This window comes from Escherichia sp. MOD1-EC6098, from assembly GCF_002965865.1.
GTDB lineage: Bacteria > Pseudomonadota > Gammaproteobacteria > Enterobacterales > Enterobacteriaceae > Escherichia > Escherichia marmotae.
In genome coordinates, this window is sequence record NZ_PTSN01000021.1 from 48,072 (window position 1) to 68,317 (window position 20,246).

Annotated in this window: 19 protein-coding genes; 9 read left to right on the forward strand and 10 right to left on the reverse strand. The window is 51.2% G+C overall.

Annotated features, from left to right (window positions below):
• Positions 1–27: 27 nt before the first annotated feature.
• Positions 28–1,962 carry a protein kinase YeaG gene (yeaG, locus tag C0K55_RS20155; RefSeq protein ID WP_001019882.1) on the reverse strand — a complete coding sequence of 645 codons (1,935 nt, stop codon included), beginning with the start codon at positions 1,960–1,962 and terminating at the stop codon, positions 28–30.
• 435 nt (positions 1,963–2,397) lie between these two features.
• Between yeaG and mipA the strand changes: the two genes are divergently transcribed.
• Entirely contained in the window at positions 2,398–3,144 is a 747-nt protein-coding gene (gene mipA / locus C0K55_RS20160; protein WP_000163778.1) for a scaffolding protein MipA, read from the forward strand.
• Positions 3,145–3,233: 89 nt separating this feature from the next.
• The gene (gene yeaE, locus C0K55_RS20165; protein WP_001186329.1) at positions 3,234–4,088 is read left to right on the forward strand and encodes a methylglyoxal reductase YeaE; all 855 of its coding nucleotides are present in this window, start codon (positions 3,234–3,236) and stop codon (positions 4,086–4,088) included.
• A 50-nt stretch (positions 4,089–4,138) separates the two neighbouring features.
• Here yeaE and C0K55_RS20170 read toward each other — a convergent pair whose 3' ends face one another.
• Together C0K55_RS20170 and gapA are read right to left on the reverse strand one after the other, a co-directional pair.
• Complete coding sequence (locus C0K55_RS20170) at positions 4,139–5,023, reverse strand: D-hexose-6-phosphate mutarotase (RefSeq protein WP_016248642.1); 885 nt, start codon at positions 5,021–5,023, stop codon at positions 4,139–4,141.
• An 83-nt stretch (positions 5,024–5,106) separates the two neighbouring features.
• Positions 5,107–6,102, reverse strand: a complete 996-nt coding sequence (gene gapA, locus C0K55_RS20175; RefSeq protein ID WP_000153502.1) for a glyceraldehyde-3-phosphate dehydrogenase — start codon at positions 6,100–6,102, stop codon at positions 5,107–5,109.
• Positions 6,103–6,443: 341 nt separating this feature from the next.
• Between gapA and msrB the strand changes: the two genes are divergently transcribed.
• Positions 6,444–6,857, forward strand: coding sequence for a peptide-methionine (R)-S-oxide reductase MsrB (gene msrB, locus C0K55_RS20180; protein ID WP_105266209.1), 414 nt, complete (start codon positions 6,444–6,446; stop codon positions 6,855–6,857).
• 41 nt (positions 6,858–6,898) lie between these two features.
• Entirely contained in the window at positions 6,899–7,171 is a 273-nt protein-coding gene (locus C0K55_RS20185) for a YeaC family protein (protein WP_010376102.1), read from the forward strand.
• Between the two features lie 153 nt (positions 7,172–7,324).
• Here the strand turns inward: C0K55_RS20185 and pncA are convergent, their stop codons facing one another.
• The 4 genes from pncA to sppA form a co-directional block, all read right to left on the reverse strand.
• The gene (pncA, locus tag C0K55_RS20190) at positions 7,325–7,966 is read right to left on the reverse strand and encodes a bifunctional nicotinamidase/pyrazinamidase (protein ID WP_001120524.1); all 642 of its coding nucleotides are present in this window, start codon (positions 7,964–7,966) and stop codon (positions 7,325–7,327) included.
• Positions 7,967–8,121: 155 nt separating this feature from the next.
• A complete protein-coding gene (ansA, locus tag C0K55_RS20195) occupies positions 8,122–9,138 on the reverse strand; it encodes an asparaginase (protein ID WP_001516285.1) in 1,017 nt (338 codons plus the stop codon).
• Positions 9,139–9,269: 131 nt separating this feature from the next.
• Complete coding sequence (locus tag C0K55_RS20200) at positions 9,270–9,980, reverse strand: SIMPL domain-containing protein (protein WP_001030440.1); 711 nt, start codon at positions 9,978–9,980, stop codon at positions 9,270–9,272.
• A 115-nt stretch (positions 9,981–10,095) separates the two neighbouring features.
• A complete protein-coding gene (sppA, locus tag C0K55_RS20205) occupies positions 10,096–11,952 on the reverse strand; it encodes a signal peptide peptidase SppA (protein ID WP_001259890.1) in 1,857 nt (618 codons plus the stop codon).
• Between the two features lie 161 nt (positions 11,953–12,113).
• Between sppA and C0K55_RS20215 the strand changes: the two genes are divergently transcribed.
• The 3 genes from C0K55_RS20215 (at position 12,114) to topB (ending at position 15,785) form a co-directional block, all read left to right on the forward strand.
• A complete protein-coding gene (locus C0K55_RS20215; protein WP_000339299.1) occupies positions 12,114–12,665 on the forward strand; it encodes an NAD(P)H nitroreductase in 552 nt (183 codons plus the stop codon).
• A gap of 116 nt (positions 12,666–12,781) precedes the next feature.
• Entirely contained in the window at positions 12,782–13,825 is a 1,044-nt protein-coding gene (selD, locus tag C0K55_RS20225; protein WP_001516286.1) for a selenide, water dikinase SelD, read from the forward strand.
• A gap of 4 nt (positions 13,826–13,829) precedes the next feature.
• Entirely contained in the window at positions 13,830–15,785 is a 1,956-nt protein-coding gene (gene topB / locus C0K55_RS20230) for a DNA topoisomerase III (RefSeq protein WP_016248644.1), read from the forward strand.
• A gap of 60 nt (positions 15,786–15,845) precedes the next feature.
• Here the strand turns inward: topB and gdhA are convergent, their stop codons facing one another.
• The gene (gene gdhA, locus C0K55_RS20235) at positions 15,846–17,189 is read right to left on the reverse strand and encodes an NADP-specific glutamate dehydrogenase (protein ID WP_000373052.1); all 1,344 of its coding nucleotides are present in this window, start codon (positions 17,187–17,189) and stop codon (positions 15,846–15,848) included.
• Between the two features lie 331 nt (positions 17,190–17,520).
• Between gdhA and C0K55_RS20245 the strand changes: the two genes are divergently transcribed.
• The gene (locus tag C0K55_RS20245) at positions 17,521–17,793 is read left to right on the forward strand and encodes a YnjH family protein (protein WP_000085224.1); all 273 of its coding nucleotides are present in this window, start codon (positions 17,521–17,523) and stop codon (positions 17,791–17,793) included.
• Here C0K55_RS20245 and C0K55_RS20250 read toward each other — a convergent pair.
• On the reverse strand, positions 17,753–18,166 hold the full coding sequence (locus C0K55_RS20250) for a pyrimidine (deoxy)nucleoside triphosphate diphosphatase (RefSeq protein ID WP_000781858.1): 414 nt from the start codon (positions 18,164–18,166) through the stop codon (positions 17,753–17,755). The genes C0K55_RS20245 and C0K55_RS20250 overlap by 41 nt on opposite strands.
• 86 nt (positions 18,167–18,252) lie before the next feature.
• Between C0K55_RS20250 and C0K55_RS20255 the strand changes: the two genes are divergently transcribed.
• Positions 18,253–18,873: a CDP-alcohol phosphatidyltransferase family protein gene (locus tag C0K55_RS20255; RefSeq protein ID WP_105266207.1), complete on the forward strand. Its 621-nt coding sequence runs from the start codon at positions 18,253–18,255 to the stop codon at positions 18,871–18,873.
• 8 nt (positions 18,874–18,881) lie between these two features.
• On the opposite strand, the gene ynjE is transcribed toward C0K55_RS20255, so the two are convergent.
• Positions 18,882–20,189, reverse strand: a complete 1,308-nt coding sequence (gene ynjE / locus C0K55_RS20260) for a thiosulfate sulfurtransferase YnjE (RefSeq protein WP_001516290.1) — start codon at positions 20,187–20,189, stop codon at positions 18,882–18,884.
• Positions 20,190–20,246: the final 57 nt, after the last annotated feature.

The following is a 20,246-nucleotide window of genomic DNA, read 5'->3' on the forward strand; positions in this document are numbered from 1 at the left end:
ATGAGCATGTGCTCCGGGCCATGGTTGTTAAGAGGATTTACGTACGCGCAAATACCATTCGCACAGTAAACGCACCTGTTTACGGGTGTAGCCTTTCTCCATCATACGGTCGACAAAATCGTCGTGTTTCTTCTGCTCGTCGGTTGAGGTTTTAGCGTTAAACGAAATGACTGGCAGTAATTCTTCGGTATTGGAAAACATTTTTTTCTCAATAACCGTGCGCAGTTTTTCATAACTGGTCCAGTTCGGATTGCGCCCGCTGTTATTTGCTCTGGCGCGCAGCACGAAGTTGACAATCTCGTTACGGAAATCTTTCGGATTGCTGATCCCCGCTGGTTTTTCGATTTTCTCCAGCTCGGCGTTCAGCGACTCGCGATCAAACAACTGACCGGTATCCGGGTCGCGATACTCCTGATCCTGGATCCAGAAATCCGCATAGGTGACATAACGATCGAAAATGTTCTGTCCATATTCGGAATAAGACTCCAGATAAGCCGTCTGGATCTCTTTGCCGATAAACTCGGCATATTTTGGGATCAGATAACCTTTCAGGAACTCCAGATAGCGTTCTGCCTGCTCTTGCGGGAACTGCTCGCGCTCAATCTGCTGTTCAAGAACGTAGAACAGATGGACCGGGTTAGCTGCCACTTCCACGTGATCGAAGTTGAACACGCGAGAGAGGATCTTAAATGCAAAACGTGTGGACAGACCGTTCATCCCTTCATCGACGCCCGCGTAATCCCGATACTCCTGATACGATTTGGCTTTCGGATCGGTATCTTTCAGACTTTCGCCATCATAAACGCGCATCTTTGAATAAATGCTGGAGTTTTCTGGCTCTTTCAGACGCGAAAGAATGGAAAAACGTGACAGAGTTTCCAGCGTGCCAGGTGCGCATGGTGCGTGAGTCAGTTCACTATGATTAAGTAATTTCTCGTAGATTTTAATCTCTTCGGAAATGCGCAAGCAGTACGGCACCTTCACGATATAGACACGGTCGAGGAAGGCCTCGTTGTTTTTATTGTTACGGAAAGTGACCCATTCGGATTCGTTCGAGTGGGCGAGAATAATCCCGTTGAACGGCAGGGCGGAGATACCTTCCGTCCCGTTGTAGTTGCCTTCCTGGGTGGCGGTCAACAGAGGATGCAGCACTTTAATCGGTGCTTTAAACATCTCGACAAATTCCATGATCCCCTGGTTGGCGCGACACAGCGCACCGGAATAACCATAGGCGTCTGGATCGTTCTGCGCGTAGTGTTCGAGCTTACGAATATCGACTTTCCCTACCAGCGCTGAGATATCCTGGTTGTTCTCATCGCCGGGCTCCGTTTTAGCGATGGCAATTTGTTGTAGAATCGACGGCCAGACCTTCACAACCCGAAATTTAGTGATATCGCCACCAAATTCATGCAGGCGCTTCGCGGCCCACGGCGACATGATAGTGCCGAGGTAGCGGCGCGGAATGCCGTACTCTTTTTCGAGGATCTGCGCATCTTCCTGTGGATTGAACAGACAGAACGGATGATCGTTGACCGGGCTGCGCTCACCATTGGCGCTCAATACATAAATAGGCACGAGTTGCATTAATGATTTCAGTCGCTCCGCAAGCGACGATTTCCCCCCACCCACAGGCCCCAGCAGATACAGAATTTGTTTCTTCTCTTCCAGCCCCTGAGCCGCGTGTTTCAGATAAGAGACAATCTGTTCAATCGCGTCTTCCATGCCGTAAAACTCTTCAAACGCCGGATAACGTGCGATGACCCGGTTCGAGAAGAGTCGAGAAAGTCTGGGTTCCTGGGCTGTATCGACCATGACAGGCTCACCAATAGCCATCAGTAGCCGCTCAGCCGCGTTGGCATAAGCACTGCGATCTTGCCGACAAGTGGTAAGAAACTCCTGCAGTGTGAACTCTTCGTCCTTGGCAGCTTCATATCGCTGGCGATAGTGATCGAATATATTCATGGTATGCCGTCCTTTCGTTTTTTAGCACAGGTTAAGAGCCGTTCATATGAATAGTAGAGGCTCCCGGAAGAGGTAAACTGAACGACGTCTCTTGCTAAAACACAGCAACTCTCATGCCATCTTACCGACTGCGAGAAGAACGTGCCCGGTGATACACCTTCAAAATTAAGCGTAGATGGCAAATGGAAAACTTGCCTGCACGGCTTTCTGGATTTCAATGGCATATCAACAACTCACCCATAAAAATTGCATAACTAATGTAAAGAATATTGCCGTCGGTAATGCAAAATTCATTCAGGTGTAAGCCTGATGTCACCAGCGTCAGGAAAATTAAACAGTTACCTTTAGAAATGAAAATGTAAAAAGGTTGGGTTTCGATGTATTGACGGGTAAACTTTGTCGCCCGCTAAACATTTGTTTAAGGAATGATTAATTGTGACCAAACTCAAACTTCTGGCACTTGGAGTGCTTATCGCAACGTCTGCAGGCGTAGCACACGCTGAAGGTAAATTTTCCCTGGGCGCAGGCGTAGGTGTCGTTGAACACCCTTATAAAGATTACGATACCGATGTTTACCCAGTACCGGTAATCAACTATGAAGGCGATAACTTCTGGTTCCGTGGCTTAGGTGGTGGTTACTACCTGTGGAACGATGCAACGGATAAACTTTCGATTACCGCTTACTGGTCGCCGCTCTACTTCAAAGCTAAAGACAGTGGCAACCACCAGATGCGCCACCTGGATGATCGTAAGAGCACTATGATGGCCGGTCTATCCTACGCTCACTTTACCCAGTACGGTTATCTGCGTACCTCTCTGGCAGCCGACACACTGGATAACAGCAACGGTATCGTCTGGGATACGGCCTGGTTGTACCGTTACACTAACGGTGGTCTGACTCTGACCCCGGGTATCGGTGTGCAGTGGAACAGCGAAAACCATAACGAATACTATTATGGCGTATCGCGTAAAGAGTCTGCGCGCAGCGGTCTGCGTGGCTATAACCCGAATGATAGCTGGAGTCCGTATCTGGAACTGAGCGCCAACTACAACTTCATGGGCGACTGGAGCATTTACGGTACTGCGCGCTACACCCGTCTGTCCGATGAAGTTACCGATAGCCCGATGGTTGATAAGTCCTGGACAGGTCTGATTTCGACCGGGATCACCTACAAATTCTGATAGTGCATCTTTCCAGGGCATTTTGTGCATAAAAACAGGGCGTCACGCCCTGTTTTGCATTACGGTGGTGCGTAACCTGGGAGGAAACAATGCAACAAAAAATGATTCAGTTTAGTGATGGGGACTCAGTGCCAGCCATAGGGCAGGGAACATGGTTTATGGGCGAAGATGTCAGTCAGCGCAAAACAGAAGTCGCTGCACTGCGCGCGGGCATTGAACTCGGTTTAACCCTCATTGATACCGCCGAAATGTATGCGGACGGTGGTGCTGAAAAGGTAGTTGGTGAAGCATTAACTGGCCTGCGTGATAAGGCCTTTCTCGTCTCTAAGGTCTATCCGTGGAATGCTGGCGGACAAAAAGCGATTAATGCCTGCGAAGCCAGCTTACGCCGTCTTAATACCGATTATCTCGATCTTTATTTATTACACTGGTCTGGCAGTTTCGCTTTTGAAGAAACTGTTGCCGCGATGGAAAAATTGATCGCCCAGGGCAAAATCCGCCGCTGGGGCGTTTCTAATCTTGATTATGCCGATATGCAGGAGCTCTGGCAGGTGCCGGGGGGAAATCAGTGTGCGACTAATCAGGTGCTTTATCATCTTGGCTCACGGGGTATTGAGTTCGATTTACTCCCCTGGTGCCAGCAACAGCAGATGCCGGTGATGGCTTACAGCCCGTTAGCCCAGGCTGGGCGGTTGCGCAATGGACTGCTAAAAAACGCGGTCGTCAACGAAATCGCACATGCCCACAATGTCAGCGCGGCGCAAGTTCTGCTGGCGTGGGTAATCAGCCATCAAGGCGTGATGGCGATTCCAAAAGCGGCAACTATCGCGCATGTTCAACAAAATGCGGCTGTGCTGGAGATTGTGCTTTCGCCAGAAGAATTAGCGATGCTGGACAAAGCGTATCCGGCACCAAAAGTAAAAACTGCGCTGGATATGGTGTGATGCTGAGCAGTGCCGGATACATCGCATCCGGCACACAAAACTAGCGCAGATTAGCGTTTGGCAACGCGGATGGATTGTGCCAGACGAGAGGGCATATCTTTGGACGTTTTTTGTGCTTCAGAGGCGTAAGCGGTTTCTACGCAGACAAAGGTTTTGTAGCCGTCATCTGGCATATCGCCCATGCTGACTGAAAGCGCCGGACCTGGATTCCAGCCAACAACGTTCAGATGATGCTGGTGACCAACGGTAATAATGCGGTTCAACGCTTCGTCATTAATCACACTACAATCTTGCGGATTCAGATACACGCGATCGGTACGATCCGGGAATGTCTGAATCCCCCCGGTCAAAGTGCCTTCTTTCGCGTCATTGACTTTATCAATGAAGCGATCGCCCAGGCCACTGACGCTCACCTTAGCAATATCACCCACGTTAAAGTAGGTATGCAGGGCAGAGGTGGTTTCAAATTCGCCGTGCGCTTCAAGATCAATTTCACAAGTCTTACCCACGCGGAAATGCGCTAACAGCGTAAAGTCGTGCGGCCAGTATTTTTTCGTCTCGTCGCTTTGTGTCAGTTCAAAAGTCAGCGCTACGCCATCGGCATCTTCACTGTGCGATTTCAGCGTCCACGGCAGAATGCGGGCAAAACCGTGAGCAGGCAGACCTTGCTGTGCTGCCGGACCAAACCACGGCCAACAAACCGGCACGCCGCCGCGAATGGCGACGCCATTTTTAAACGGCGTGTTATTACTCAACCACAGAACGTCTTCTTCACCTGTAGGTTTCCAGGAGAGAAGGTGTGCGCCCTGTAATGCAAAAGAGGCTTTTACCTGGGGATGATCGACCACAATAAGGTCCAGTTCATCCAGTTTACGACGGGAGAGGACAGGGGAAATTTGTTCGATGACCGGAAGGGCAAAAATTTTCTTAATCATGACGCAGTCCTTTAACTTCATTTCATCAGGTAAAAAAAAGAGCGACCGAAGTCGCTCTTTTTAGATCACAGAGTCATCTCAACTTATTTGGAGATGTGAGCGATCAGATCCAGAACTTTGTTGGAGTAACCGGTTTCGTTGTCGTACCAGGATACCAGTTTCACGAAGTTGTCGTTCAGAGCGATACCCGCTTTAGCATCGAACACGGAAGTGCAAACTTCGCCGTTGAAATCGGTAGATACTACGTCATCTTCGGTGTAGCCCAGAACGCCTTTCATTTCGCCTTCAGCAGCAGCTTTAACGGCAGCTTTGATCTGCTCGTAAGTTGCAGCTTTTTCCAGACGAACGGTCAGGTCAACTACGGATACGTTCGGAGTCGGAACACGGAACGCCATACCAGTCAGTTTGCCATTCAGTTCTGGCAGTACTTTACCTACAGCTTTAGCAGCACCGGTAGAGGACGGGATGATGTTCTGGGAAGCGCCACGGCCGCCGCGCCAGTCTTTGTGAGACGGGCCGTCAACGGTTTTCTGAGTAGCGGTAGTAGCGTGAACGGTGGTCATCAGACCTTCGATGATGCCGAAGTTATCGTTGATAACTTTAGCCAGCGGAGCCAGGCAGTTGGTGGTGCAGGAAGCGTTAGAAACGATGTCCTGGCCAGCATATTTGTCGAAGTTAGCGCCTTTAACGAACATCGGAGTGTTGTCTTTAGACGGACCAGTCATAACCACTTTTTTCGCACCAGCGGTGATGTGTTTACGAGCAGTTTCGTCAGTCAGGAACAGACCAGTTGCTTCAGCGACAACGTCAACACCAACTTCGTCCCATTTCAGGTTAGCCGGATCACGTTCAGCGGTAACACGGATTTTTTTACCGTTTACGATCAGATGACCGTCTTTCACTTCAACGGTGCCGTCGAAACGACCGTGAGTGGAGTCATATTTCAGCATGTATGCCATGTAATCAGCGTCTAACAGGTCGTTGATTGCAACGATCTCAATGTCAGAACGTTTCTGAGCAGCACGGAAAACAATGCGACCGATACGGCCAAAACCGTTGATACCTACTTTGATAGTCATATATTCCACCAGCTATTTGTTAGTGAATAAAAGGTTGCCTGTAAAATTACAAAAACCTTACGCAGCGTCAAGCGGAATCGTGTCAATCATTGCGACAAATCAATCCTGTGCCTTGGCATTACACGACTGACTCGCCTCACTCTTCCTTTGGGCTTGAAACCACATGAGGGCGGCGCCCAGAATTTTAAAGGGCAATTATGATAAAAATGTGATTTTCATCACGATTTAGGTGCAGCTATTTCGTCGAGATCAAGTTTAGGACAAAATTTTGCCAGTAGGTGTTAATGTTTTGTTAGAATAAGTCACGTAATGTGAGCGTGATTAAAGTGAGATGTGAGCAAATGGCTAACAAACCTTCGGCAGAAGAACTGAAAAAAAATTTGTCCGAGATGCAGTTTTACGTGACTCAGAATCACGGGACGGAGCCGCCATTCACTGGACGTTTACTGCATAACAAGCGTGGCGGTGTTTACCACTGTTTGATTTGCGATGCACCTCTGTTTCACTCCCAAACCAAGTATGATTCAGGCTGTGGCTGGCCCAGTTTTTATGAGCCGGTGAGTGAAGATTCGATCCGTTATATCAAAGACTTGTCACATGGTATGCAGCGGATAGAAATTCGTTGCGGAAACTGTGATGCCCATCTGGGGCACGTCTTTCCCGACGGCCCGCAACCCACAGGCGAACGTTATTGTGTTAACTCGGCATCATTGCGCTTTACTGATGACGAAAGTGGCGAAGAAATCAACGGTTGAAAAAACGATTCAGCAACTTATTCCACAGGAGCGGGAAAATTATGGATCTTGATGAAATAATCAACAGCATGACGCCTGAGGTTTACCAGCGTTTATCGACCGCCGTTGAACTGGGAAAATGGCCAGATGGTGTTGCGCTGACTGAAGAACAAAAAGAGAACTGCCTGCAACTGGTGATGTTATGGCAGGCCCGAAACAATACCGATGCGCAGCATATGACAATCGACACTAACGGTCAGATGGTCATGAAGAGCAAACAACAGTTGAAAGAAGATTTTGGTATCTCGGCAAAGCCGATAGCCATGTTTAAGTAAGAGATTTGTTCCCTTTATCAGACGTTTATGAAGAGAGGGATAATCTTTACTGTTACGAGTTGATTGTTTGATTTAACTACGAGCACGCCAGATGCGCCGTTGATGTGTCTTATCTGGCCTACAACGTCAGTACTGAATCGTAGGCCAGCAAAATTATCCCTGCGTCTCTTCCCAGTCCGCCAGCGTGTACAGTGTTGCTCCAGCCGCTGACATCTCCATAAATGCGTGTGCACTGTCCTGCGGCTGAATATTTACGCCACGACAGCCATCGGTAATCACGCTCACGCTATAACCTAACTGCAACGCGTCCAGCACGGTAAACTTCACACAATAGTCAGTAGCCAGCCCCATAACGATCAATTCATTGATTTCATGGTCGCGTAACCAGCCATCGAGCGCGGTTTTCTGCCGACGTCCGTTATCAAAAAAAGCACTGTAACTGTCAACTAAAGGGTTTTCGCCTTTATGGAACACTGCTGCGATCGCATTTTGATTGAGTAACGGATGTAATTGCGCGCCTTCACTGCTCTGCACGCAGTGTTCAGGCCAGAATGTTTGCGGCAAACCGTCGAGCGTCCCCTGGCTGTATGGCTCCACCTGATGCTGGCTGGCAAAACTGCCGTGATTAGCCGGATGCCAGTCCTGACTGGCGATAACTGGTTCACCGCGCAACTGACACCAGTCAATCAAGCGGTTAGCGACATCCACAGTGCTGTCACCTTCTGGCACGGCGAGCGCGCCACCGGCACAGAAATCATTTTGTAAATCGACCAGTAACAGGGCGCGATGGGGCATTGCAATCTCCTTGTATCTTGAAAATTGGTTAATATAACAGCGATTAGATTTGGCTCAGTGTATGCAGCCTGTTGTCTCCTGGGGTTTATAGCCCGTGATTAAGCGTTTGGCGCATACACTGAGCCACTCATCTGAAACCCGAACAAGACAGTTGCTTAATCATCCGGCGTCAGCTCGCCGCGTAGGTTTTGGCTCATAGCCTTGCGAATGGTTTCAGTATCCAGTCCCTGGCTAAGTAGATAGTGCAGCTTGGTGAGAGTGGCTTCCACAGTCATATCCGCGCCGCCAATAACGCCGGCGTGGGCGAGGGCGTTACCGGTGGCATATCCCCCCATATTCACTTTACCGGACATACATTGCGTCAGATTAACCACCACGATACCGCGATCGCTGGCCTCCTGTAATTCTTGCAGGAAAGCTTTGTTTTGCGGCGCATTACCCACGCCGTAAGAGCGAAGAATCAACGCCCTAACCGGTTGGCGCAGGAAATTACGCACAACATCGGCAGAGATCCCCGGATAAATTGTCACCACGCCGATCGGTTGTGGCGTAATTGGATGAACGATCAGTTCTCCATCACCGTGCGGGGCGGGTGGTGTATTCAAACGACGAATATGGATACCTGCCTCCAGTAACGGTGGAAGATTGGGGGAAGCAAAGGCATCAAAACCATCGGCATGGGCTTTAGTGGTTCGGTTTCCGCGATACAGGCGGTTATTAAAAAACAGCGTTACTTCGTTGATCGGGTAGTTAGCAGCAACGTACAACGCATTCAGCAGATTGATTTGTCCGTCAGAGCGTAGCTCGGCTAACGGGATTTGTGACCCTGTCACAATGACCGGTTTACCAAGATTCTCCAGCATGAACGACAGTGCAGAGGCGGTATATGCCATGGTATCGGTGCCGTGCAGAATGACAAAACCATCGTACTCGTTATAGTGCGCTTTAATGTCTTCAGCGATATGCTGCCAGTCTTCCGGCGTCATATCGGAAGAATCCATTAGCGGCGTATATTCATGAATAGTGAAATCTGGCATCTCCGGGCGATGGAATTCCGGCATCAACGCCAACTGGCGTTGCAGATGACCTGACACTGGAATATAACCCTGCTCGGAACGCTGCATCCCGATGGTTCCGCCCGTGTAGGCAACGTAAATTGATTTCTTTTGCATGATATTGATATGAATGATATCGAAAGAGCAAAAGTATATACGTGAGGGGCAGGGAGCGCACCTGGATACTCTGTGGATATGAGAAAAGTCTGGCGGAACAGAGGGTGTAGCGTCCCGCCGGAGAAAAGTGATTAATCCTGCAACGCATAGGTTACGGTCGTTACCACGCGCACCGTTTTATTAATCGCCGTAGGATCATCTTCATCACTGCCACTGGCGAAGATCTGGAACACCCCTTGCGAAGCATCGCTGATTGACCCCACCTGACTACCTGAATCCGTCGCAAACTGTAATGCTGCGTTGCGTGCGTCTTTTGTCGCGGCGGCAATCATCTCAGCGCGAAGTGCGCCAATGCCATTAAAACGATAGGCGATTTTGCTATCAGCGATAGCACCATCCGTGGCGACTTGCAGTTCGTTTAGTTTAGCGACGACTTTTTCGACGGCAGCAACGTTATGGGTTTTTATCGTCACTGACCCGTCGGCATTATAGCGAGGCATCGTTGGATCATCTTTGAGATAAAAGGAGTCCGTTCGCTTGCTTGTCCATTGGCCCAGGTTTATCTCTGTGCTGCTAATCCCCTGAGCGTTGAGTTCGGCAACAATTTTTTTCTGCGCGTCTTCCAGTTTTGGGAAAAGCTCGCCGGGAACATTGCCCTTAAAGTTAATCGCAATGGTTAATTCAGCCGTATCTGCGCGAACTTCTTTTTCCGAAAGCCCCCGCACGTTCACATAACGGTTGTTAGTTTTTAAATGCTTAACTCCATCGCCAACGAAATAACCACAGGCGCTGATCCCCAGTCCGAGGACAATAGCGGCAATTAAAGAGGGTGCCTTATTCACTGATGACTCCTTATCAGATGCAGAATGAGCAAGGCAATGTAGTGGAGAGAGGAAGTGAAAGACAGTCCGGTTCAGGAGTGTGGCCGACAGCATATCGGCCACATATTTGCAGGGATTACCGCACGTTGGCGCAGGTCAGGCAAAACGCGTAACGGTTTTGCGGATCGTTAAAGGCCGCCAGCTTGTCGCTTTCGCTTTTAACGGTTGAAGCCACCGAGGCCAGCGGTGCAGGCAACATAGCCTGGAGCGTATCTGGCAACATCGCCCGTACAGAACCTGACATGTTGTCCATCACTTTGTCGAAGAAGGTTGGTTCATCGACGTAATATTCCAGATGCCACTGTTTCATTTTGGCCAGTTCTGCCGCTTTGGCAACTGCATCATCGAAATCACCGAGACTATCGACCAGACCGTTAGCTTTCGCATCCTGACCAGTCCAGACGTGGCCCTGAGCGATTTTATCGATCTGCTCTGGCGTCGAGTTACGCGAATCCGCAACCAGCGTGATGAAGCGTTTATAACCGTTCTCAATGCTTAACTGCATCATCTGCTGCGCTTCCGGCGGCAGTGCTTTAGTAATGGAAACATCCGCCAGAGGTGAGGTTGAAACGCCATCAGTATGTACACCAATCGAATCCAGACTGTTTTCTACGGTAGTGATCACGCCGAAGATACCGATAGAACCGGTCAGAGTGCTGGGGTTAGCCACAATGTAATTGGCCGGCGTGGAGATCCAGTAACCACCAGATGCCGCCATGCCGCCCATCGATACAACCACAGGCTTGCCAGCCGCTCGGGCTGCTGCCAGTTCAGATCGAATCACTTCAGACGCAGTAACGCTGCCGCCAGGGCTATTAACACGCAGAACAATCGCTTTCACTTTCGGGTCAAGACGAGCGTCGCGGATTTGCGCTGCGGTTGTGTCGCCGCCAACATTACCCTGGGTTTCTTCGCCATCCATAATTGCGCCATTTGCGAAGACGACACCGATGCTGTCGCCGGTATCTGCCGGAGTTTTCAAAGCATAATCGTAATAACTGATGGCGCGATAATTTTTATCCGCCTTACTCCAGCCGAACTCTTTGGTCAGGGCTTTTTCGATTTCGGCACTTGATGCCAGTGCATCGACCAGTTTGTTATCCAGCGCGTACTTCGCGGTATCGCCACCGGTTTTGGTTAAGCCATCAAGCACCCCTTGTGCGCCAGGGAATACTTGCTGGGCGGTGATCTGACGATTAGCAGCCACAGTGTTGAGATAGTTTTGCCACAGCTCACCAATCCAGCGGCTGTCAGCCTCGCGGGCTGCCGGTGACATATCATCACGAATAAACGGCTCAACGGCAGATTTATACGTACCGACGCGGAACACATGGGTGGAAACTTTTAACTTATCCAACAATGACTTGTAATACAGTCCGTTGGTCGCAAAACCATGCAGATCAACCACGCCTTGTGGTGATAGCCAGATTTTGTTGGCAAAACTGGCAAGATAATATTGTCCCTGGCTGTAGTTCTCGCCAATGGCATAAACCGGTTTGCCGCTGTCACGAAACTCTTTCAGGGCTTTACCAATGTACTGCATGGAAGGCTGATCGCCGCCCGCGAAGTTTTTCAGATCCATCACGATACCGGTGATGTTCCGGTCATCTTTTGCCTGGCGAATGGTGTTTACAATGTCAAACAGTGAGTTTTCCTGCAAACGATCAGAACTGGCACCAAGTAACTGACGGCTCAGCTTGCTAAACCGCTGCGAACTGTCAGGCTTATCGACGATCACGCCGGAGATATCGAGCAGCAACGCGCCACGACTGGCGGTTTCTTTGCTATCGCTACCACTGACCTGCATCCAGATACCCACGACAACAAGCACGAGAAAAATAAAAAACAGGTTAAGTACCATTTCACGGACAAAATTCAGTAGACGCCACGTCCATTTAAAAAATCCGGCAATAAGTCGCCAAAGGGTTCGCATGTATTCTCCCAGACTAAAAGTTACACCTGTCGCAGGTGCAATAGATGTGGTTATCGTAATGACCCAACCGGCACTTGTCAGCAGGAATCGCGGCCTGTGCTGTAACAAAATCCACTCTCGTGTTAATTTTGTGAATAAACATCATGACAGGAGTTAATCAAATGGATGCACTCGAACTATTGATCAATCGCCGTAGCGCCTCCCGCCTGGCGGAACCCGCACCAACAGGTGAGCAACTGCAAAACATCCTGCGTGCGGGGATGCGTGCGCCGGACCATAAGTCCATGCAACCGTGGCATTTTTTTGTGATTGAGGGGGAAGGGCGCGAACGTTTCAGCGCCGTTCTGGAACAGGGCGCAGTTGCTGCGGGGAGTGATGAGAAAGCGATCGACAAAGCCCGTAATGCGCCGTTCCGCGCGCCACTTATCATAACGGTGGTGGCGAAATGCGAAGAAAATCATAAAGTCCCGCGCTGGGAACAGGAAATGTCTGCCGGTTGCGCGGTCATGGCAATGCAAATGGCTGCGGTTGCCCAGGGCTTTGGCGGGATCTGGCGTAGTGGGGCGTTAACCGAAAGCCCGGTGGTACGTGATGCATTCGGTTGTCGGGAGCAGGATAAAATCGTCGGGTTTCTCTACCTCGGCACACCGCAGTTGAAAGCGTCAACGTCAATTAACGTTCCGGACCCGACACCGTTTGTGACTTATTTCTGATAATTGCGGTGAAACTGAGTGGATTGTGAGCAAAGACGCAGGAATTCAGACACTCTCACTTATCACTTCACGGAATGAGGGTTACCATACCCGGATTGCATTGACAGGAGATGTCCATGAGCGAGAACTCGATTCGTTTGACCCAATACAGCCACGGAGCTGGTTGCGGCTGTAAAATTTCCCCAAAAGTGTTGGAAACCATCCTGCACAGTGAGCAGGCGAAGTTTGTTGATCCGAATTTGCTTGTGGGTAACGAAACCCGCGACGACGCGGCGGTGTACGATCTGGGCAATGGCACCAGCGTCATCAGCACCACCGACTTCTTTATGCCGATTGTTGATAATCCTTTCGATTTTGGTCGCATTGCGGCGACTAACGCCATCAGCGATATTTTTGCGATGGGCGGCAAACCGATTATGGCAATTGCGATCCTCGGCTGGCCGATTAACAAACTGTCCCCGGAAATTGCCCGTGAAGTGACCGAAGGTGGCCGTTATGCATGCCGTCAGGCGGGTATCGCGCTGGCCGGTGGTCACTCCATCGACGCGCCGGAACCGATTTTTGGTCTGGCGGTGACGGGGATCGTACCGACTGAACGGGTGAAGAAAAACAGTACCGCACAAGCGGGATGTAAACTGTTCCTGACGAAACCGCTGGGGATTGGTGTTCTTACCACTGCCGAGAAAAAATCACTGCTGAAACCGGAACATCAGGGACTGGCGACGGAAGTAATGTGTCGGATGAATATCGCGGGAGCGTCCTTTGCCAACATTGAAGGCGTAAAAGCGATGACCGACGTTACCGGTTTTGGTCTGCTGGGCCATTTAAGCGAAATGTGCCAGGGCGCAGGCGTGCAGGCGCGCATTGACTATGAAGCAATCCCGAAACTGCCGGGCGTGGAAGAGTACATTAAGCTGGGCGCTGTGCCGGGGGGCACCGAACGCAACTTTGCCAGCTACGGTCATCTGATGGGTGAAATGCCACGCGAAGTGCGCGATCTGCTGTGCGATCCGCAAACCTCCGGCGGCCTGCTACTGGCGGTTATGCCAGAGGCGGAAAACGAAGTTAAAGCTACCGCAGCCGAATTTGGTATCGAACTGACAGCGATTGGCGAATTGGTGCCTGCGCGCGGTGGTCGTGCCATGGTTGAGATCCGTTAATTCAATGCGGTTATTTATTGCCGAAAAACCGAGTCTGGCGCGCGCTATTGCTGATGTCCTGCCCAAACCGCACCGTAAAGGCGATGGCTTTATCGAATGCGGCAATGGTCAGGTGGTGACCTGGTGTATCGGTCACCTGCTTGAGCAGGCGCAGCCAGACGCCTACGACAGCCGCTATGCGCGCTGGAATCTGGCAGATCTGCCGATTGTCCCGGAAAAGTGGCAATTGCAACCGCGGCCTTCCGTGACCAAACAACTTAACGTCATCAAACGCTTTCTGCACGAAGCCAGCGAAATCGTTCATGCCGGAGACCCGGATCGTGAAGGGCAATTGCTGGTGGATGAAGTGCTGGATTACCTGCAACTTGCGCCGGAAAAGCGCCAGCAAGTTCAGCGTTGTTTAATCAACGACCTGAACCCGCAGGCGGTTGAGCGGGCGATCGATCGTCTTCGTTCCAACAGTGAGTTTGTACCGTTGTGCGTTTCTGCGCTGGCGCGAGCGCGTGCCGACTGGTTGTACGGCATTAATATGACCCGCGCATATACCATTCTGGGGCGTAATGCTGGCTACCAGGGGGTACTTTCCGTTGGGCGCGTGCAGACGCCAGTGCTTGGGCTGGTGGTGCGCCGCGACGAAGAGATTGAAAACTTCGTCGCGAAAGATTTCTTTGAAGTCAAAGCGCATATCGTGACGCCTGCCGATGAGCGGTTTACCGCCATCTGGCAACCGAGCGAAGCGTGTGAGCCGTACCAGGATGAAGAGGGGCGTTTGTTGCATCGTCCGCTGGCGGAGCATGTAGTTAACCGCATCAGCGGCCAACCGGCGATTGTCACCAGTTATAACGATAAACGGGAATCAGAATCCGCGCCGCTGCCATTTTCGCTTTCGACGTTACAGATTGAAGCGGCAAAACGTTTTGGCCTGAGTGCGCAGAACGTGCTTGATATCTGTCAGAAATTGTACGAAACGCACAAGCTGATTACCTATCCACGTTCCGATTGTCGTTATTTGCCGGAGGAACATTTTGCCGGACGCCATGCGGTGATGAATGCCATCAGTGTCCATGCGCCGAGTCTTCTGCCGCAGCCCGTGGTTGATCCAGATTTACGCAACCGCTGCTGGGATGACAAAAAGGTGGATGCCCACCACGCCATCATCCCGACCGCGCGGAGTTCGGCTATCAACCTGACGGAGAACGAAGCGAAGGTTTATAGTCTGATTGCTCGTCAGTATCTGATGCAATTCTGCCCGGACGCGGTGTTCCGCAAGTGTGTGATCGAACTGGACATAGCAAAAGGCAAATTTGTTGCAAAAGCACGTTTTCTTGCCGAAGCGGGCTGGCGCACGCTGTTAGGCAGCAAAGAGCGTGACGAAGAAAACGACGGCACGCCACTTCCTGTGGTGGCAAAAGACGATGAGTTGCTGTGCGAGAAGGGTGAAGTGGTAGAGCGGCAAACCCAGCCGCCGCGCCATTTCACCGATGCAACACTGCTTTCGGCAATGACCGGGATTGCGCGCTTTGTACAGGACAAAGATCTGAAGAAGATCCTTCGTGCGACCGATGGTCTGGGCACAGAAGCGACCCGCGCGGGGATTATTGAACTGCTGTTCAAGCGCGGCTTCCTGACCAAAAAAGGGCGCTACATCCACTCTACTGATGCCGGAAAAGCGTTATTCCATTCGCTGCCAGAAATGGCGACGCGACCGGACATGACAGCGCACTGGGAATCGGTGCTGACGCAAATCAGCGAAAAACAGTGCCGCTACCAGGACTTTATGCAGCCGCTGGTGGGGACGCTGTACCAACTGATTGATCAGGCTAAGCGCACGCCGGTGCGGCAGTTTCGCGGCATAGTGGCTCCGGGCAGCGGCGAAGAGAAGAAAAAGGCTTCACCACGCAAGCGAACGCCGAAAAAAAGCCCACCATCGGAAGATGCGGGCAGTGGAGCGATAACATAAAGGCGTGATGCTGAAGATTTTCAGGGGGTTTACGTCGCACCCGGACAAATGCCTGATGACTTAAATCACCCCTTGCGCCAGCATCGCATCGGCAACCTTCACAAAACCAGCAATATTCGCGCCCTGCACGTAGTTAGTTTGCTCACCTTCACCACCATGCTCAACACAGGCATGGTGGATATCCAGCATAATGTGGTGTAAACGCGCATCAACTTTTTCGGCTTTCCAGCCCAGACGCGCAGCGTTTTGCGCCATTTCCAGCCCCGATGTTGCAACGCCACCTGCATTAGCCGCTTTACCTGGCGCAAACAGCACGCCTGCCTGCTGGAACAGCTCAGTCGCTTCGATGGTCGTTGGCATATTTGCCCCTTCGGCCACCGCTTTAACGCCGTTGGCGATAAGCTGATGTGCAGCGTCAACATCCAGTTCGTTCTGGGTCGCGCACGGCAGGGCGATATCAACCGGCACAGACCACGGTTGTTGGCCTTCGAGATAGACCAGACCAAATTCTTTGGCGTAATCCGCAACGCGACCATCACGGCTGGATTTGATTTCGATAAGACGCGCCAGTTTCTCTTTGGTAAATCCACTTTCATCAACCACGGTGCCGCTGGAGTCTGATGCTGTAACCACGCGAGCGCCAAATTCCATCGCTTTTTCGATAGCGTACTGGGCGACGTTGCCGGAGCCAGAAACGGAAACACGCATTCCTTCAAAACCCATACCGTGGCGTTTCAGCATCGCTTCAGTGAAATAAACCAGACCGTAACCGGTGGCTTCCGGACGAATCAGACTGCCGCCAAAAGAAAGCCCCTTACCGGTGAAGACGCAGGCGGTATTGTTAGACAGTTTTTTCATCATCCCCGCCATAAAGCCGACTTCACGGCCACCAACGCCGATATCGCCCGCCGGAACGTCGGTATCCGCGCCCAGGTGGCGATACAGTTCAGTCATCAGCGCCTGACAGAAACGCATCACTTCGCCTTCGCTTTTCCCTTTCGGATCGAAATCGCTACCACCTTTACCACCGCCCATTGGCAGGGTAGTCAGAGCATTTTTAAAGGTTTGTTCGAAGCCGAGGAATTTAAGGATGGAGAGGTTTACTGAAGGATGGAAGCGCATACCGCCTTTGTACGGGCCGATGGCGGAGCTGAACTGGACACGCCATGCGCGGTTAACCTGTACCTGATTGCGATCGTCAACCCAGACTACGCGAAACTGAATCACGCGCTCCGGTTCAACCAGGCGCTCCAGTAACGACATTTGGCGATATTTTGGATTTTGTTCAAGAAAAGGCCAGAGTGTGGTCATGACTTCACGAACGGCTTGCGCGAACTCGGTTTGATTCGGGTCGCGCTTTTGGACATGGTTGAGGAATGACTCCAGAGAATATGTCTGATCCATAGATATAAAACCCTTATATATTAATACGATTGTGCTGGTGTTGTTTGTTTTAGATGCTTCTGCAGTTTTCGACTATACCATCAAGAATGTGACGGTAAGCAAGAAAAAAATGACGCAGGAAAGCAAATTAATGATCTGCGGGTTTTATAAACGTCACCTAATGTTTGCTGTGACTCTGGTGCGTTTTATCAGACCTAGAAAACCGTGCGCATTTTCAAGAGTGGTTCGAGGCGGATAAGACGTGCACGTCGCATCCGGCAACCAGACGCTAAAGTTTTTCTGCCCGGTTACCGTTATCAGTAGCAGAGACAACGAATATAAGGAGTTTCCTGTGAGTAGAGCATTATTCGCCGTAACATTGGCATTTCCATTCTTTGCGCTGGCCAACCCGCAATATCGTCCGGATGTAGAGGTGAATGTGCCGCCGGAGGTGTTTAGTTCTGGCGGACAATCGGTGCAGCCCTGTAACCAGTGCTGCGTTTATCAGGATCAAAACTATTCGGAGGGGGCAGTGATTAAAGCGGAGGGGATATTGCTGCAATGCCAGCGGGATGACAAAACCATTAGCACCAATCCGCTGGTCTGGCGGCGCGTAAAGCCATAAACGCCTGTAAAAGTGGAATATCAGCAGGAGCCAGCGGATATTGCAAAGCCTCTTCTGGCGAACACCAGACCAGCGCCTGATGTTCGAGTGCCTGGCACGTACCGTGGAAGTCCGGTACGTGCCAGGCATGAAGATGGATAATCCGGCCAGACACTTCCTTCTGATGGCTGGCAACGTAAACACCGACAGTAGCTTCGATGCCGAGTTCTTCGCGCAATTCCCGCACCAGCGCCTGCGGCTGGCTTTCATCCGGCTCGACTTTGCCACCTGCAAACTCCCATAACCCCGCCTGATCGCTATGAGCGGGGCGCTGTGCGAGTAAAATTTTGCTATCCCGTTCGATAATGGCGGCAACAACATCAATCATTTTCATAAATTACCCACAGGCAGATAAGCGAAAAATGCCATAATATCCGCAGTGTTGCCCGAGCTGAAGGGCTTTATATTTAAGGAGTGCCCGTGTTAGACCGCCATCTTCACCCCCGGATTAAACCTTTGCTGCATCAATGCGTGCAGGTGCTTGATAAACCCGGCATCACGCCAGATGGTTTAACGTTAGTCGGGTTTGCTGTTGGTGTGCTGGCACTGCTGTTTCTGGCGTTGGGCTGGTATCTGCCTGCGCTGATCGCCATTTTGCTGAACAGATTACTTGATGGTCTGGATGGCGCGCTGGCGCGGCGTAGAGGATTAACTGACGCAGGCGGTTTTCTTGATATTTCTCTCGATTTTCTCTTTTATGCGCTGGTGCCGTTTGGCTTTATTCTCGCGGCACCAGAACAAAATGCGCTGGCGGGCGGCTGGCTGCTGTTTGCGTTTATCGGCACGGGCAGCAGTTTTCTTGCTTTTGCTGCGCTGGCGGCGAAGCATCAGATTGATAACCCCGGTTATGCGCACAAATCGTTTTACTATCTGGGGGGATTAACTGAAGGCAGCGAGACGATTTTGCTGTTTGTTCTGAGTTGCCTCTTTCCAGCGTATTTCCCGTGGTTTGCGTGGATATTTGGCGCGCTGTGCTGGATGACGACATTTACACGGGTGTGGAGTGGGTATCTGACGCTGAAGGGGCTTCAGCGTCAGTAATTGCAGTGTTATTTGCTACTGTCCGGGCCGCGTTCACCGGTTGCTACCGGGTTTTTCGGATCGCTGCTCCATTCGTACCAACCACCGTCGTAAACAGAGACATTATTCCAGCCCATTGCCCGCGCATACATAAAGGTTTCTGATGCGCGCCAGCCGGTGCCGCAGTAGAACGAGACTTGTTGATCCGGCAGGATGTTCCATTCTTTCCACATCGCTGTGATGTCATCCGCAGTACGCATAGTGCCGTCTGGGTTATGGAAATCTTCCATATGCGTTGAGTCGCTGCCCGCATGACCCCAACGTGCGCCAGGGATATCACCTTTTGGCTTGATGTAGTCATAGCCGCTGGTGGTGCCGATAAATTCAGCCCATGAACGAATGCTGACCAGTGACGCATCCTGGCGATGCAGCAGACCGCGCGCCTGTTCCATATCGAGCATCAGTTGCGGTTGCGCCGGGATCTTCACGCCGAAGTCAGGTTCGGGTTTCACTGTCGGTGGCGTACCGCGTTCAACGGGCAGACCCGCATCAGACCAGGTTTGCCAACCACCGTCCAGCAAGCGCACATCTTTCACGCCAGCGTAGAGCATAATCTGCGCCACGCGTGCGGCGGCGTAAACGTCACGCCCGTACAGAATTACTGTGGTGTCATGACGAATGCCATGTTTTGCCAGCATTGCTTTAAGTTGTTCGTCAGAGACTTTATTCCACAGTGGTTCGCTTTCCACTTCGTTGGTGTCAATGTAATCGGCACCAGGAATATGGCTGAGGAGGTAAAGTTTCGGAGCGCCCCATGCTGCTTCGATCACTTTCCAGTCACCCGCAGGTTTCGCCGTAACTTCTTTGCCTTGTTGCAGGTCATGCAGCCATTGCGGGTAAACCAGTTGCTCAAAGTGCGGCAATTTTTGCAGACGGGAAGGTTCGCTTAGCGCGCCACTCAAGATGGAGATATGCGTAAAGCCTGCTTTTTGCAGACGCGTTTTAACGGCTTCGACGTCTTTGTCATTACCGTATAACGCCACCGGCGCATCGGCTTTCAGGTTATGTTGCTTAATCCACGCGTTGAGCTGTTCAGTGCTCATTTTGTCGAGCCAGCTTGCAGAAAGGTTTAAGGCGGCAGGTTCATGGCCGGAAGGGCCATTTAAGGTTTGTGGCCAGCCGTTATAAAACGCGCTTGGGCGGGTATCTATTGCTGCGCCATTTTGTTGTTGAAGCTGGTCAAGTGTAAGAGGCTTCGCCAGTTCAGCGGCCCACGAAGAAGCGCAAGCCAGCCCTAAAGCCATTGCCAGCGCGGTCATTTGAGAAACACGTTTCATCGAAAATCCCGACATTGTAGTTTTGAGTGCGCCATTCTGAACTGACGCATCGGGAAA